The sequence below is a fragment of the Noviherbaspirillum saxi genome (genome assembly GCF_003591035.1).
Taxonomy (GTDB): domain Bacteria; phylum Pseudomonadota; class Gammaproteobacteria; order Burkholderiales; family Burkholderiaceae_D; genus Noviherbaspirillum; species Noviherbaspirillum saxi.
This window is the reverse complement of record NZ_QYUO01000001.1, coordinates 2,569,510-2,583,153: the sequence shown is the minus strand read 5'-3', so window position 1 is coordinate 2,583,153 and position 13,644 is coordinate 2,569,510. Positions and strand designations below refer to the sequence as shown.

Sequence of the window (13,644 nt, the reverse complement as noted above, 5' to 3'; positions counted from 1 at the left end):
GTTTATTTACCGGGATCCTTCATGTCGACAAACTTGTCGAATTCAATGTTGTACACCTCGCCGTTGCGCTTCTCGACCTTGCGGATATAGACGGTCTGCACCACATCGCGCGTCGCCGGATCGATCATGATCGGCCCGCGCGGGCTGTTAATCTTCATGCCCTTGAGCGCCGCCATCGCCTGGTCGCCGTCAATCTTGCCGTTCAGTTTTTTCGACACTTCATAAATCGCATGCATGCCGTCATAGGCAGCCACTGCCATGAAGTTGGGGCGTCCGCCGCCTGGATTGGAGTCGGCGAAATTCTTCAGGAAAGTCTTGTTCTCGGCCGAGTCATGCGCGGCGGAATAATGGAAGCTCGTGATCACGCCGAGTACCGCGTCGCCCATCGCCGGCAACACATGATCGTCGGTCAAGTCGCCGGTGGCGATCACCTTGATGCCGGCTTCGGCCAAACCACGCTCGCGATAACCCTTCATGAAGGCAATGCCTTGCTCGCCGGCCGGCACGAAGATGAACACCGCTTCCGGCTTCGCATCCTTGATGCGCTGGATGTAAGGCGCGAATTCAGGATTGCGCAAGGGCACGCGGATCGATTCAAGCACTTGTCCGCCGCCGCCGATGAAGTTGGTCTTGAATGCGGTTTCCGCATCGATGCCCGGGCCGTAGTCGGCCACCAGCGTCACTACCTTCTTCACATTGTTCTTGACGGCCCAGGTTGCCATCGGCGCGGAGACCTGGGGCAGGGTCATCGATACGCGCGCAATGTAATTGGACTTGGTAGTGATGATCGAAGTCGCGGCGTTCATGATGATCATCGGCTTCTTCGCCTGCTCGGCGATGGGAGCCACTGCCAGCGCTTCCGGCGTCAGGCCGAAGCCGGCCAGGAAATCCACCTTGTCGCGCACGACCAACTCCTGCGCGAGGCGCTTGGCGACTTCCGGCACCGGGCCGGTAGTGTCCTTGATGATGATTTCAATTTTCTTGCCGGCGACTTTGTCGCCGTGCTGCTTCATGTAAGCCTTGATACCGCCTTCCATTTGCTTGCCGTAGTCGGCGAATGGACCGGAGAAGGGGGCGACCAGACCGACCTTGATGGTTTCCTGCGCGTATGCATTGAAAGAGGTAAGGCCGATCGTGCCGATGGCGGCAATGGATGCCAGTATCCTGGTGAACTTCATGCGTGTCTCCTGTGTATGGCCGGGTGAGCTCTTGGTATCAGCCGCCCCGGGCGGAGCGACTGTCACGGATGATCATAACTGATTAGTGGTGCGTTAAACAGCAAACGGTTCGGTTGCCGAACGGTTTTGCCGAGCCCGGCGGACCGTCCAGATAACGTTCTTCATTCGATCTTTTCGTAAGGCAGGCCGACATAATTTTCCGCGATGGTCGTGCGCCCGGCCAATGAGCCGGTGTAGTAATCCAGGTCGGCAAGCTGGATACGCTGACCGAACTCGTCATCCGACAGCTTGTGCAGCACCGAGGTCATCCACCACGAAAAACGCTCAGCCTTCCAGATGCGCCGCAGGCAGATATCGGAATACTTGTCGAGCAGATCCGTGCGACCTTCCTGATAGGTTTTGCGCAGCACATGGTAGAGGGTATAGACATCGCTCGCGGCCAGATTCAATCCCTTGGCGCCGGTTGGCGGGACGATATGCGCGGCGTCACCGACCAGGAACATGCGGCCGAACTTCATTGGTTCCGCCACGAAGCTGCGCAGCGGAGCGATGCTCTTTTCAATCGAAGGTCCGGTCACCAGCGAGGCAGCGACATCGGCCGGCAGCCTGGCCTTTAGTTCGTCCCAGAAACGCTGATCCGACCAATCTTCCACCTTGTCGTCCAGCGAGCATTGCACATAGTAGCGGCTGAGCACATCGGAACGCTGGCTGCAAAGCGCAAAGCCGCGTTCGTGATTGGCATAAATCAGTTCCGGAGCGACCGGCGGCGTGCGCGACAGCACGCCGAGCCAGCCGAACGGGTAAACGCGTTCGAACGTCTTGAGCTTGTCCCTGGGCGCGGATTGGCGCGAGACACCGTGAAAACCGTCGCAACCCGCAATGTAATCGCATTCCAGCGTGACTTGCTCACCGTTCTTGACGAAGGTGACGCGCGGCTGCTCGCTGTCGAAGTCGTGCACCGCCACATCCTTCGCTTCGTAAATGCTGATACCGCCTGCCGCCGCCCGCGCGTCCATCAGATCGTGCGTGACCTCGGTCTGGCCATATACCATCACGGTCTTGCCACCGGTAAGGTTTTTCAGATCGATACGTTCCCGCCTGCCGCGAAATGCCAGCGTGACGCCTTCGTGCACATGGCCCTCACGATCCATACGCGCGCCTGCTCCTGCCTCGCGGATCAGTTCCACCGTCCCCTGTTCCAGCACGCCGGCCCGTATGCGACCCAGCACATATTCCGGCGACTTGGCTTCGAGAATGACCGTATCGATGCCCTGGCGGTGCAGCAACTGGCCCAACAGCAACCCCGACGGACCGGCTCCGATGATGGCGACCTGGGTTTTCATGATTATCTCCTCGCTGTACGTTATATGGTCGTATCTTGGTCCACGAGGCGATCGGATGGAATGGATTTTTCTAGAAAAAAATTGTACTTTTGGCGTATCGTGCGTCGGCTTTGCTACCATGAGGTTTCGGACGCATAAAAAATCGAATCATGGCAAACGTAGGAAGCATCCCTGTCTACAAGCTATACGGCGAGCAAGACCCATGGCCGACGCCGGAAATGGTGCATTGCGAATCGATCGCTTCACGCAGCCGGTTGCACAATTGGCATATCAAGCCGCATCAACACAACGGCCTGTTCCAGATCCTTTACCTGCACAGCGGCAGTGCGCGCATCCAGCTCGACGACAAGCAAAGCCTGATGCAGGGTGGGCAGGTGTTGATGGTGCCGCAGATCTGCATCCATGGATTCGAATTCGACCGGAATACGGTGGGCCATGTCGTCACGCTGGCTTATCCGTTGATCAGCAAGCTGACGCGCCAGATGGGCGACGGTTTGGTTGCGTTGACTCATCCCAGTCTGCATACCCTGGGTGAAGACGAGGAAAGCGCGCATATCCGCATGGCATTCGCGGCTTTAGATGCCGAATACCGCGCTACTGCACCTCATCGCGATATTCTGATCGAAGCATTACTGGGAGCAATTCTGGTCTGGTTGACCCGGCATGCGATGCAAGCGCCGCTCATGCAGCACAAGGAAGCGCCGCGCGGTAGCCGGCATGTCGCCCGGTTCTGCGAGTTGCTTGAAGAACATTACAGCCAGCATTATCCGGTGGCGTATTACGCCAGTCAGCTCGGCATTACCGCCGCCCATCTCAATCTGCTATGCCGCCAGAACGCTGACAAATCAGCATTGGACCTCATCCATGAACGCGTTCTGCTGGAAGCCAAGCGCAATCTGGTTTACACGTCAATGACCATTAGCGAAGTGTCATATGCAATCGGCTTTTCGGACCCTGCTTATTTCACCCGCTTCTTTAAACGCAGCGTCGGTCAGTCGCCCAAGGATTTTCGCCGTCAGGCAGGCACCTGACATGACATAAATGCCATACTCGCAGGCAAGCAGTTGTGCCGCACGTTCGATACAATGCGACCTTCACGAACAAGGAGTCCAATGATGGATGAGAACGACTTTTCCGCCAAAGACTGGCGCCGGCTGCTGCGACACATCGGTGAGGATCCTGACAGGCAGGGCTTGCACGAAACGCCGATGCGGGTGGACAAGGCATGGCGGCACTGGACCTCCGGCTACCAGCAAGACCCGGCAGAAATCCTGAAGGTATTTGAAGACGGCGCCGAGAAATACAATGAATTGATCGTGGTGCGCGGGATTCCGGTCTACAGCCATTGCGAGCACCACCTGGCTCCGTTTTTCGGCACGGCCACGGTTGGCTATACGCCCAACGGCAAGATTGTCGGCTTGTCCAAATTTACGCGTCTGGTCGAATGCTTTTCCAAGCGCCTGCAGGTGCAGGAGCGCATGACGATACAGATCGCCGATGCGGTGATGGAACATGTGCAACCACTGTCGGTCGGCGTGGTGGTGCGCTGCCGCCACATGTGCATGGAAAGCCGCGGCATCCAGACCCCGGGCGAGGAAACCGTAACCTCGGCACTGCTGGGCGAAATGCGGACCAACCTCGGTCTGCGTACCGAGTTTCTTTCGCTGGCCCGCGAAAGGGATTGATGGTCACCGGGCCTGCTTCCGCAGGCCCGATTGCTAATGCAGCTTTACCGGCGGCGATACCTTCCCGCGCAGCCAGTGCACGACGGTCTGCGCCGCCATGCGGATAAAGCCGTGCAGCGCCATCACATGCTTCTGGTACATCAGGCTGTACAGCAGACGCGCTGTCACGCCGCCGACCAGCATCTCGCGCCCGGAACTGCTGCCGAGCAGACTGCCTACGGCGGCAAACGGACCGAGCGACACCAGCGAACCATAGTCGCGATACTGGAAGTCCGGTACCTCTTCATCCGGCTTGCGCGCCAGTACATCGGCAAGATACATCGCCTGCTGATGGGCCACCTGCGCGCGCGGCGGTACCGCCGCGCCTTTTTCCGGGCATACGTAGCTTGAACAGTCGCCGATCGCGAACACATCCGCATCTTCCGGCGACTGGAGGCCGGCGTTGACGACGATCTGCTTCAACCGGTTCACCGGCAAGCCGAGTGTCGTACACACTGCCGGTCCTTCGACGCCCGCCGCCCATAGGGTGATGTCGGATGCATGGCGGATTCCATCGGTGTCCAGTACCGCATCGGCATCCACGCGAGCCACCGTGGTTCCGGTACAGACTGCGACGCCCAGCGATCCGAGATAACGCGCCGCACGCTTGGCAAGTCTGGGATTCAGGTGCGGCAGCAATAACTCGCTGCGTTCGATGATACTGACGCGTACATCGCGTCCCGGGTCCAGCGTATGCACGTTGTACTGTGCCAGCGTGCGCACCGTGTGGCTTAACTCCGCGGCGAGCTCGACGCCTGTCGCGCCGCCGCCGACGATGACAATGTTGACTACCGCGCCTTCGGTCGCACCCGCCGTCCTGCGGCTGCTTGCCTGCATGCAGCTTGCAAGGAAGCGCTTGCGGAACTGCTCGGCCTGCCACACGCTGTCGAGCGTCAGTGAATGTTCTGCGGCGCCGGCGATGTTGAAGAAATTCGTGACCGCGCCAAATGCCAGCACCAGCTTGTCATACGGCAGGCTGCGTGCCGGAAGCACCTCCGCGCCGTCATCGCTGCGGTAGGGACCGACGGCGATCTTGCGACTGGCGCGATCGACGCCGAGCACTTCGCCGCAAACGAACTGGAAGCCGTGCTCTGCGGCCTGCGCTGAATATTCGACCTCGTGCATCTGCGGATCGCGCTTGCCCGATGCTACGGTATGCAGTAAGGGCTTCCAGAAATGCGTGGGTGAACGGTCGATCAAAACGATGCGGGCGCGTCCGCTTTTGCCAAGACTGTCGCCCAAGCGTGTGGCGAGCTCAAGCCCGCCGGCGCCTCCTCCTGCAATGACGATGGTTTGCATTACGTGCCTCCAGACAGATTGACGATTCGATTAGGGATAACTTGTGCATTCTGCTGCGTGCAGTCAAACGCTCGGGCGTACCTGCATCACTGGTCGTAACACCGGCGTGCCTGCAAGCTGGGTTTTCTTCAGGACGCGCAGCGCATCGAAAGTCACGAAACGCCTGCCGCGTTCGCGCGCTGTTTCCTTCTTGCCGATCAGGTCGCGCAATTCCTGGAGATGAGGGCACCACAGGTCCGCACCGGCGATGCGTGCCACATCTTTTTCGTAAGGAGACGCCGCGATGGTCCAGATGCCTGCCGCCTGCGCTGCATGCAAGGAAGGTGCTGCTGCTTCGATCGCCGCGCTCCGCGCAGCCTCGATGCCGACGGTGCGCATCGCCAGCTGGTAAGGGCCATTGCCCGATGCGTCGTTGTATCTTGCTCCGGTAATCACGACATCGAAAATGTCGGTCACGGCATCTCCGTAAGCCTGTTCCAGCAACGCGGCAGCGGTGCGAGCCGGCATGTCGGTAACTACCGCAAGCTTGCAGCCATTCGACTGCGCATCCTGGATCAGACGCGCACAGCCCTGATGCGGCTTGGCCACCCCTTCGGCTGCATAGACGTGGAAGAATCGATTTTTTTCATCCGCGAGTTCCTGCATCTGATGGCTGGTCAGCATGGATGAAATGCGCTCGCTGACTGCGGAAATCGCATTGGCGACGCCGCGTGCGCGGGCTGCTTCGCGATATTGGATATTGTTCCATTGAAGGTCGAGGCCGCACTGTACGAACGCGGCATTGCATGCGCGCAGATGTGCATCTTCGGTGTCGAACATGACGCCGTCGAGCGTCAGAATGAGTAAATCGATTCCCATGAGTTATCGCCTGAATGAGTTGCCGCAAGGGCATCGGTTAGTTGGATATATCGTGTACGCTGTTAATATAAGCGTAAGCCATTGAAAAGAAAAATTAATTTTTATAGATAATTGATAAGGAAAACGATATGAATCCAGCGAGCTTCAAACAGCTCGAAGCACTGCTACTTGTTTCGCGACACGAAAGCGTTTCACGTGCGGCCGAGGCATTGCATGTGACACAGCCGGCGGTGTCGTTGCAGTTGCGCATGCTGGAAGAAGCCGCCGGCACGCCGCTGACCCGCAAGGTAGGACGCGGTATTCAGCTCACGGCGGCTGGCGAAGTCATGGTGGATTTTGCCGACAGGATATTGCGGCTGTGGCAGGAAGCCGCCGATGAAGTCGCCGCATTGAAAGGCGTGATCAGCGGCACCTTGCGTATCGGTGCGATCACTACCGCGGAATATCTGTTGCCGCCGATGCTGGTGCAGTTCACCACGGCGCGGCCGGGCGTGCGTATCAAGCTGCAAGTGGGTAATCGCAATGAAATTGTCAGCATGCTTACCAAGCATGAAATCGATCTCGCAATCATGGGCACGCCGCCGCGCGAGTTGCGCACGAACGCTGCACGCTTTGCGCGTCATCCGATGGCCTTCATCGCCAGTCCCGATCATCCGCTGATGAAAAAGAAGCGTGTCTCCCTGGCCGATATCATGGACGCCAATCTGCTGGTGCGCGAGCGCGGATCGGGCACGCGTACCGCGGTCGAGCGCCTGTTCAAGGAGGCCGCTTATCCGTTACGCATCGGATCCGAATTGTCGAGCAATGAAGCGATCAAGCGTATGGTGGTGGCAGGGCTTGGCGTCGCCTTCCTGTCGGTGCATGCCTGTACGTTGGAATTCGAAGCAGGCCTCGCGCGCATGCTGCCGATGCCGGAGAACCCGGTGGAAGCGGACTGGTATGTCATGCACCTGACCGACAAGGCCATTCCCACGGTGGCCGCCGCATTCCAGGATTTTGTGATCGAAAACGGCCAGCAGGTGGTGCGTCAGCAACTGGAGGCATTTCACCGTGATGCGGCGAGACTGAACCGGGCGCGTAAAAGCAAGTAAGTTGGGGCTTTGTGCCTATGGCAACGAAGCGACAGCCCATGCCAAGCTATTTGCGTGCAAGCGTTTCTGGTAAACGTGCTATTCCCACAATGCGGTAACCTGCCCTACGGTTGATGGAAATTCCGGAGGCGAAGGATCGGGCACGATCTCGGGACCTTGCGGACCGGGAGGTGCGATCGGATCCAGTGGAGGCGCGACTTCCGGTTCCGGCTGGGTGACGGGCGGAATTTCGGGAACCGGATTTGGCGTGACTGGAATCTCGGGCGGAGAGTGCGGGGGATTCGGTTCTTGATTGTCGATGGTCATATGTAATGCTCCTTAAAAACGATCCTGCAGGCTTGTGCCGCTTGTATTTTTTACCGTCCGCAGTCGGTCAACCTGGAGATGGGCGGCGCAACGCCGCGACGGTAGAGCGTCCGTTCCCATAGTGCGGAATTTGCTGAAGCATGTTGCAACATCCGTTCCAGAGGTATTCGTTGCCATACGGGTACAGGAATGCCGCGGAGCCGGTTGCAGGATGGGGTGAAGGGGGAGCTACGGCCTATCGTTGAAAGGCTCGATCTGACGGGCATCATGAAAAAAATAAAGCCCGCATTGCGGGCTTTATCGGATCTGTGTGGAAAACGATGCCGGATCAGGCAAAGTTCTTTCCAACAAAATCCCAGTTCACCAGATTCCAGAATGCCTCGACGAACTTCGGACGGGCATTGCGGTAATCGATGTAATACGCGTGTTCCCACACGTCGCAGGTCAGCAGCGGCTTGTCGGAAGTAGTCAGCGGTGTGCCGGCATTCGAGGTGTTGACGATGTCGACCGAGCCGTCGGCTTTCTTGACCAGCCATGTCCAGCCGGAACCGAAGTTGGTCACGCAGGACTTGGTGAATTCTTCCTTGAACTTGTCGAAGGAACCCCATTTGGCATTGATCGCGTCCGCGACCGCGCCGCTCGGAGCGCCGCCGCCGTTTGGCTTCATGCAGTTCCAGAAGAAGGTGTGGTTCCAGACCTGGGCGGAATTGTTGAATACGCCCCCCGAGGACTTCTTGACGATGTCTTCGAGGGAAGCGTTTTCAAACTCAGTGCCCTTGATCAGGTTGTTCAGGTTGGTCACATAGGTCTGATGATGCTTGCCATAGTGATATTCCAGGGTTTCCTTGGAGATGTGCGGCTGCAGTGCATCCATCGCATAGGGCAAAGGTGGCAGTGTATGTTCCATTTGGCTTCCTTTCTTTCTTCGGGCGGTTGATGTTGTTTTTGAAAGAGCTCAATTGTATGTCGGAAGTGGCGAGCCTGCATGCCCGCCATGCTATTCCAAGTATTGCAGCCGGCCTTGGGCAAATGTATCAATCGAGCGTGGGTTGTACGCTGGCGATTCCCACTTCGGCCGCGCCTTTTGCCAGGCGGATGGTGACGGTTTCGCGTGGGTGCAGGTCGTCGGGCGACCGGATGATCCGGCCTTTCGGGTCGACCACCATCGCATAACCCCGTTCCAGCGTACGTTGTGGATTAAGCAACTCGAGCTGTGCATGCTGCGCCGCAAGCGTTTGTCGCTTGTTTGCGGACAGGGTGGTCATGCGCGTGGCCAGGCGCCGCGCATTGCCATCGATTTTCGCGCGCAGGTTTGCGGTCTTGGGCAATTGCGCATGCAACCGAGTTTGCAACTGGCTAACCGCGAAACGTGCCTGGCGCAGCGGCGTGTCGGTCGCGTGGGCAAGACGGGTTTGCAAAGCCTGCAATCTGAGCCGTTCGTGCGAAATATGTGCGGCTGGACTGATCAGCCGGTGCGATAGCCAGTCCAGTGTCTGCGAAGTGTCGGCGAGATGGCGCCGCAGCGTGCGAGTCAGGTCGTCGGCATGTGTTTCGAGCACGGCCAGCCAGTCGGCGCGCGGCGCGGCTGCCATTTCAGCCGCAGCGGTCGGAGTCGGCGCGCGCAGGTCGGCGACAAAATCGGCGATCGTAAAATCGGTTTCGTGACCGACGCCCGCAATGACCGGCATCGCGCAGTTCGCGATCGCCCGGGCGACGACTTCCTCGTTGAATGACCACAGATCCTCGATACTGCCGCCGCCGCGGCAGACCAGCAGGGTATCGACTTCGGCGCGCGCGGAAGCGGTGTCAATTGCCTGCGCAATCTTTTGCGCGGCTCCTTCACCCTGGACCGGGGTTGGGTAAAGAATAACGCTGACATGGGGTGCCCGGCGTCGGAAGGTGGTCAGAATGTCGCGCAAGGCGGCAGCCTGCGGGCTGGTCACGATGCCTATCGTGCGCGCAAACAGGGCGAGCGGGCGCTTGCGGGCGGGATCGAACAAGCCTTCTGCATTCAGCTTTTCCTTGAGACGTAAAAAGGCTTCATAGAGATTGCCCACGCCGGCACGACGGATTGCTTCCACGTTCAGCTGGTAATCGCCGCGCGGGGCATACAAAGTGACCAATGCGCGCACTTCGACCTTGTCGCCCTCGCGCGGCATAAAGCCCGCGTACTGGGCGCGTCCACGGAACATGACCGCGCGTACCTGGGCCGATTCATCCTTGAGGGTGAAGTACCAATGACCGGACGCGGCGCGCGTGAAGTTCGAAATTTCACCCGATATCCAGGCCAGCGGAAAGCTTCGTTCGAGCATGCGCGCCACTGCCTGGTTCAGGGCCGAGACGGTCAGCACTGGAGGCGCTGCAGGGGTATCTTCATTCAAGGCATCAATGTTCATGCAGGTTCCTAAAGGGCACCTGTCCACAGGCGCACCACAGAGTCATTTGGCTGTCACAGTTGGTTACAATCAACTTTGAAGTGGCGTAAGCCCTTGATTTATATGAAATGCCAAAAGATGCTTACTTTCCGGGCAGAAATCAAAAAGCCTTAAAAATCAACCACTTTTCTTCATTCTCGGCGTGTTGCCCACAAAGTTATCCACAAGCACGCTTAACAAGTCGCCAGGATGCACAGGCGTCCCGGTCTTGCTCACATCGGCTCAACACGATACATTCTGCATCCGACTGAAATGAACCCAAGGAGCCTGTTTTGCTCGCCATTATTCAAGCTGCCGGCTGGCCGATCTGGCCGCTGCTGATCGCTTCCGTTATCGGACTGGCATTGATCATCGAGCGCGTATTGTACCTGCGCCGCAGCCGCATTCTGCCCATCAACCTGCTGGACGATGTCATTCGGGTTTATCACAATGGCAAGATCGGGCCGGAAGTCATCACCAACCTGGAGCAGAATTCGCCGCTGGGCCGTGTGCTGGCCGCAGGTCTGCGCAATGTCGATGCGCCGCGCGACGTGATGAAGGAAACCATAGAGGAAGCTGGCCGCGGCACCGCGCATCAGCTCGAGCGCTTTCTTACCACGCTCGGCACCATCGCGACGCTGGCACCATTGATGGGCCTGTTTGGCACCGTCGTTGGCATGATCGAGATTTTCGGTTCCCAGAACGCCGGCGGCGCCAATCCGGCGCAACTGGCGCACGGCATCTCGGTTGCCTTGTACAACACCGGTTTCGGGCTGGCGATTGCAATGCCGACCCTGGTTTTCTATCGCCACTTCCGCGCATTGGTCGACAGCTTCATCGTCGATATGGAACAGCAGGCCGTCAAATTTGTCGACATTGTCCACGGCAACCGCAAATAAGGCCGCGCCATGAATTTCCGCAAAGGCAAGGGCAGGGAAGATCCCGAGATTAACCTGATTCCCTTCATCGACGTGCTGCTCGTCATCCTGATCTTCCTCATGGTGACGACGACTTACAGCAAATTCACCGCGCTGCAAATCACATTGCCCACTGCAGATGCTGAAAAGGCAATGGAACAACCGCAAGAAATCAACGTGGGTGTGGATGCGCAAGGCCATTACGCCGTCGATAATGCCAAGGTCGCCGCGCGAGACGCCGCCGGGCTGGCCGAAGAACTCAAAAACGCCGCGGGCGCAGGCGGCCAGTCGAAGAAGGATCCGGTCATCATCATCAATGCCGATGCGACCGCCGCGCACCAGTCGGTCATCAATGTCCTTGAGGCGGCGCGCCTTGCCGGTTTTGACAGGGTCACGTTTGCCGCCCAAGCCAGCGGCAAGAAATGACGTCGCCGGCGGAATCCGTCCTCGCTCGCGCCTGGCGTCGGCGCGGGCCTCTTGCCTGCCTGCTGTTTCCGGTTTCGCTGCTGTTTCGGCTACTGGTGTCGCTCCGTCGCGCACTCTATCGTGCGGGCTGGTTGCGCAGCACCCGCCTGCCGGTGCCGGTAATTATCGTTGGCAATGTATTCGTCGGCGGCACCGGGAAAACGCCATTCACGATCTGGCTGATTGAACAACTACGTGCGGCAGGCTTTTCTCCCGGCGTCATTTCGCGCGGATACGGCGGCAAAAATGCACTTCCGGTCGAGGTCGGACCTGACGCCAGGCCGGCACAGGTAGGCGACGAACCGGCCCTGATTGCCGCACGCGCCGGATGTCCGGTCATGATCGGACGTGACCGGGTCGCGGTCGCCCAGGCGCTGCTTGCCGCGCATCCGGCGGTCGATGTGATCGTGTCGGACGACGGTTTGCAGCATTACGCGCTAGAGCGCGACGTGGAAATCGTTATGTGCGACGAGCGTGGCGATGGCAATGGCTGGATGCTGCCGGCCGGCCCGCTGCGCGAACCGGCGGCGCGTCCGCGCGATTTCACCGTGGTCAATGCCGCTCATCTGCCGCCGCTTGTTCTGCCGCCGGCATATCGCATGCAACTGTCCGGCGAGGTCGCGGAGCGACTGTCCGACCGTGGGCATGCCATCCCGCTCGGCAATATCAGGGCGCCGCGCATTGTCGCCGCGGCCGGAATCGGTAATCCGGCCCGCTTTTTCGGCATGCTGAAAAAGGCTGGGCTGACGATAGAACCGCTGCCTTTGCCGGATCATTATGATTACGCCGACAACCCGTTTGCGCGCCTGCCCGCCGATATCATCCTGATCACCGAGAAGGATGCAGTAAAATGTACGCAGATTGATACGATGAAAACCGACCCGCGGCTGTGGGTCGTGCCTGTGACAGCGCGCATCGACAGCGCGCTCGCAAAACGAATAGTGGAGAAATGTCGTGGACGCCCGACTGCTTGATATCCTGGTTTGCCCGCTCTGCAAGGGGCCTCTTGAGTACGACAAGGCCGCGCAGGAACTGATCTGCAATCCGGACAAGCTGGCCTACGCGATCCGCGACGGTATTCCGATCATGTGGGCCGACGAAGCGCGCGACCTGAACGCCCCCCGCACGCCGGCCGACTCCTGAAGCCTCACTTACGGCAGTCGACCGTCTTGAGACGTCGACTTCTGCCGCTACGCTGCGGCGCCGATCACTCTGCCTATTAGTAAAACACTGTCATGCCATTTACCGTCATTATCCCGGCGCGTCTGGCGTCCACCCGCCTGCCCAACAAGCCGCTCGCCGATATCGGCGGCAAGCCCATGGTGGTGCGCGTGGCCGAGCGGGCCATGCAGTCCGGGGCGGCACGGGTAGCCGTTGCGACCGACCATGTCGATATCATGGCGGCCTGCACCGCGCATGGTGTCGAGGTGTACATGACGCGAGCCGACCATCCCTCGGGCACCGATCGGATTGCCGAAGTGGCGGCCGCGATGGGGTTGCCTGACGACGCTGTCATCGTCAATGTGCAGGGCGACGAACCGCTGATTTCTCCTGAATTGATCGCCGCGACCGGAGCGCTGATCAGCGCCGATGTGCCAATGGCGACCGCCGCGCATCCGATACAGGATGCTGCAGACGCCTTCAATCCCAACGTGGTAAAGGTCGTACTCGACAAGAACGGCAGGGCTTTGTATTTCTCACGGGCGACCATTCCCTGGCACCGTGACGGATTCGCGCAATCGCGCGAAACCATGCCTTCCGGGTACCAGCCGTTGCGCCATATCGGTTTGTATGCCTTTCGCAATGCATTCCTCCAGGGCTATCCGCGGCTCGCGATATCGCCGCTGGAGCAGGTCGAGGCGCTGGAGCAGTTGCGTGTGCTGTGGCACGGGTTTCCGATTGCCGTCCATGTGACCTCTGGACCACCTGCGGCGGGCGTCGATACGCCCGAAGACCTGGCCCGCGTGCGGGCTTGGTTTGGTCAAGGAAAATAGAAGAAATCGAGTGCGGTCTGCCGGTGAAACATGATTCTGTGGTAAGTTTCATGAA

General features: G+C 59.1%; 15 protein-coding genes. 8 read left to right on the top strand and 7 right to left on the bottom strand.

Annotation, left to right across the window (positions count from 1 at the left end):
• Nucleotides 1–2: 2 nt before the first annotated feature.
• Both D3871_RS12195 and pobA read right to left on the bottom strand, forming a co-directional pair.
• A complete protein-coding gene (locus tag D3871_RS12195; RefSeq protein WP_119769133.1) occupies nucleotides 3–1,178 on the bottom strand; it encodes an ABC transporter substrate-binding protein in 1,176 nt (391 codons plus the stop codon).
• Between the two features lie 161 nt (nucleotides 1,179–1,339).
• Entirely contained in the window at nucleotides 1,340–2,521 is a 1,182-nt protein-coding gene (gene pobA, locus D3871_RS12190) for a 4-hydroxybenzoate 3-monooxygenase (protein WP_119769132.1), read from the bottom strand.
• 149 nt (nucleotides 2,522–2,670) lie between these two features.
• Between pobA and D3871_RS12185 the strand changes: the two genes are divergently transcribed.
• Both D3871_RS12185 and folE read left to right on the top strand, forming a co-directional pair.
• A complete protein-coding gene (locus D3871_RS12185; RefSeq protein ID WP_119769131.1) occupies nucleotides 2,671–3,552 on the top strand; it encodes a helix-turn-helix domain-containing protein in 882 nt (293 codons plus the stop codon).
• 81 nt (nucleotides 3,553–3,633) lie between these two features.
• Complete coding sequence (gene folE, locus D3871_RS12180) at nucleotides 3,634–4,206, top strand: GTP cyclohydrolase I FolE (RefSeq protein ID WP_199724761.1); 573 nt, start codon at nucleotides 3,634–3,636, stop codon at nucleotides 4,204–4,206.
• Nucleotides 4,207–4,239: 33 nt separating this feature from the next.
• Here the strand turns inward: folE and D3871_RS12175 are convergent, their stop codons facing one another.
• Both D3871_RS12175 and D3871_RS12170 read right to left on the bottom strand, forming a co-directional pair.
• Nucleotides 4,240–5,544 (bottom strand): NAD(P)/FAD-dependent oxidoreductase, encoded by a 1,305-nt coding sequence (locus tag D3871_RS12175; RefSeq protein WP_119769129.1) that lies wholly within the window; start codon nucleotides 5,542–5,544, stop codon nucleotides 4,240–4,242.
• 63 nt (nucleotides 5,545–5,607) lie between these two features.
• Complete coding sequence (locus D3871_RS12170; RefSeq protein ID WP_119769128.1) at nucleotides 5,608–6,402, bottom strand: HAD family hydrolase; 795 nt, start codon at nucleotides 6,400–6,402, stop codon at nucleotides 5,608–5,610.
• A 128-nt stretch (nucleotides 6,403–6,530) separates the two neighbouring features.
• Here D3871_RS12170 and D3871_RS12165 point away from each other — a divergent pair, with 128 nt between their 5' ends.
• Entirely contained in the window at nucleotides 6,531–7,493 is a 963-nt protein-coding gene (locus D3871_RS12165) for a LysR family transcriptional regulator (protein WP_119769127.1), read from the top strand.
• A gap of 78 nt (nucleotides 7,494–7,571) precedes the next feature.
• On the opposite strand, the gene D3871_RS12160 is transcribed toward D3871_RS12165, so the two are convergent.
• From D3871_RS12160 to xseA, 3 genes are all read right to left on the bottom strand, one after another.
• Nucleotides 7,572–7,799 (bottom strand): hypothetical protein, encoded by a 228-nt coding sequence (locus D3871_RS12160; protein WP_119769126.1) that lies wholly within the window; start codon nucleotides 7,797–7,799, stop codon nucleotides 7,572–7,574.
• A 328-nt stretch (nucleotides 7,800–8,127) separates the two neighbouring features.
• Nucleotides 8,128–8,706 carry a superoxide dismutase [Fe] gene (gene sodB / locus D3871_RS12155; protein WP_119769125.1) on the bottom strand — a complete coding sequence of 193 codons (579 nt, stop codon included), beginning with the start codon at nucleotides 8,704–8,706 and terminating at the stop codon, nucleotides 8,128–8,130.
• A gap of 127 nt (nucleotides 8,707–8,833) precedes the next feature.
• Entirely contained in the window at nucleotides 8,834–10,195 is a 1,362-nt protein-coding gene (xseA, locus tag D3871_RS12150; protein ID WP_119769124.1) for an exodeoxyribonuclease VII large subunit, read from the bottom strand.
• 311 nt (nucleotides 10,196–10,506) lie between these two features.
• Between xseA and D3871_RS12145 the strand changes: the two genes are divergently transcribed.
• From D3871_RS12145 to kdsB, 5 genes are all read left to right on the top strand, one after another.
• Nucleotides 10,507–11,112 (top strand): MotA/TolQ/ExbB proton channel family protein, encoded by a 606-nt coding sequence (locus D3871_RS12145; protein ID WP_119769123.1) that lies wholly within the window; start codon nucleotides 10,507–10,509, stop codon nucleotides 11,110–11,112.
• Between the two features lie 9 nt (nucleotides 11,113–11,121).
• Nucleotides 11,122–11,556, top strand: a complete 435-nt coding sequence (locus tag D3871_RS12140; protein WP_119769122.1) for an ExbD/TolR family protein — start codon at nucleotides 11,122–11,124, stop codon at nucleotides 11,554–11,556.
• Nucleotides 11,553–12,569: a tetraacyldisaccharide 4'-kinase gene (lpxK, locus tag D3871_RS12135; RefSeq protein ID WP_119769121.1), complete on the top strand. Its 1,017-nt coding sequence runs from the start codon at nucleotides 11,553–11,555 to the stop codon at nucleotides 12,567–12,569. The genes D3871_RS12140 and lpxK overlap by 4 nt, the downstream gene beginning before the upstream one ends.
• The gene (locus tag D3871_RS12130; RefSeq protein ID WP_119769120.1) at nucleotides 12,550–12,738 is read left to right on the top strand and encodes a Trm112 family protein; all 189 of its coding nucleotides are present in this window, start codon (nucleotides 12,550–12,552) and stop codon (nucleotides 12,736–12,738) included. Before lpxK ends, D3871_RS12130 begins: the two co-directional genes overlap by 20 nt.
• Before the next feature lie 92 nt (nucleotides 12,739–12,830).
• Nucleotides 12,831–13,589 (top strand): 3-deoxy-manno-octulosonate cytidylyltransferase, encoded by a 759-nt coding sequence (gene kdsB, locus D3871_RS12125; protein ID WP_119769119.1) that lies wholly within the window; start codon nucleotides 12,831–12,833, stop codon nucleotides 13,587–13,589.
• Nucleotides 13,590–13,644: the final 55 nt, after the last annotated feature.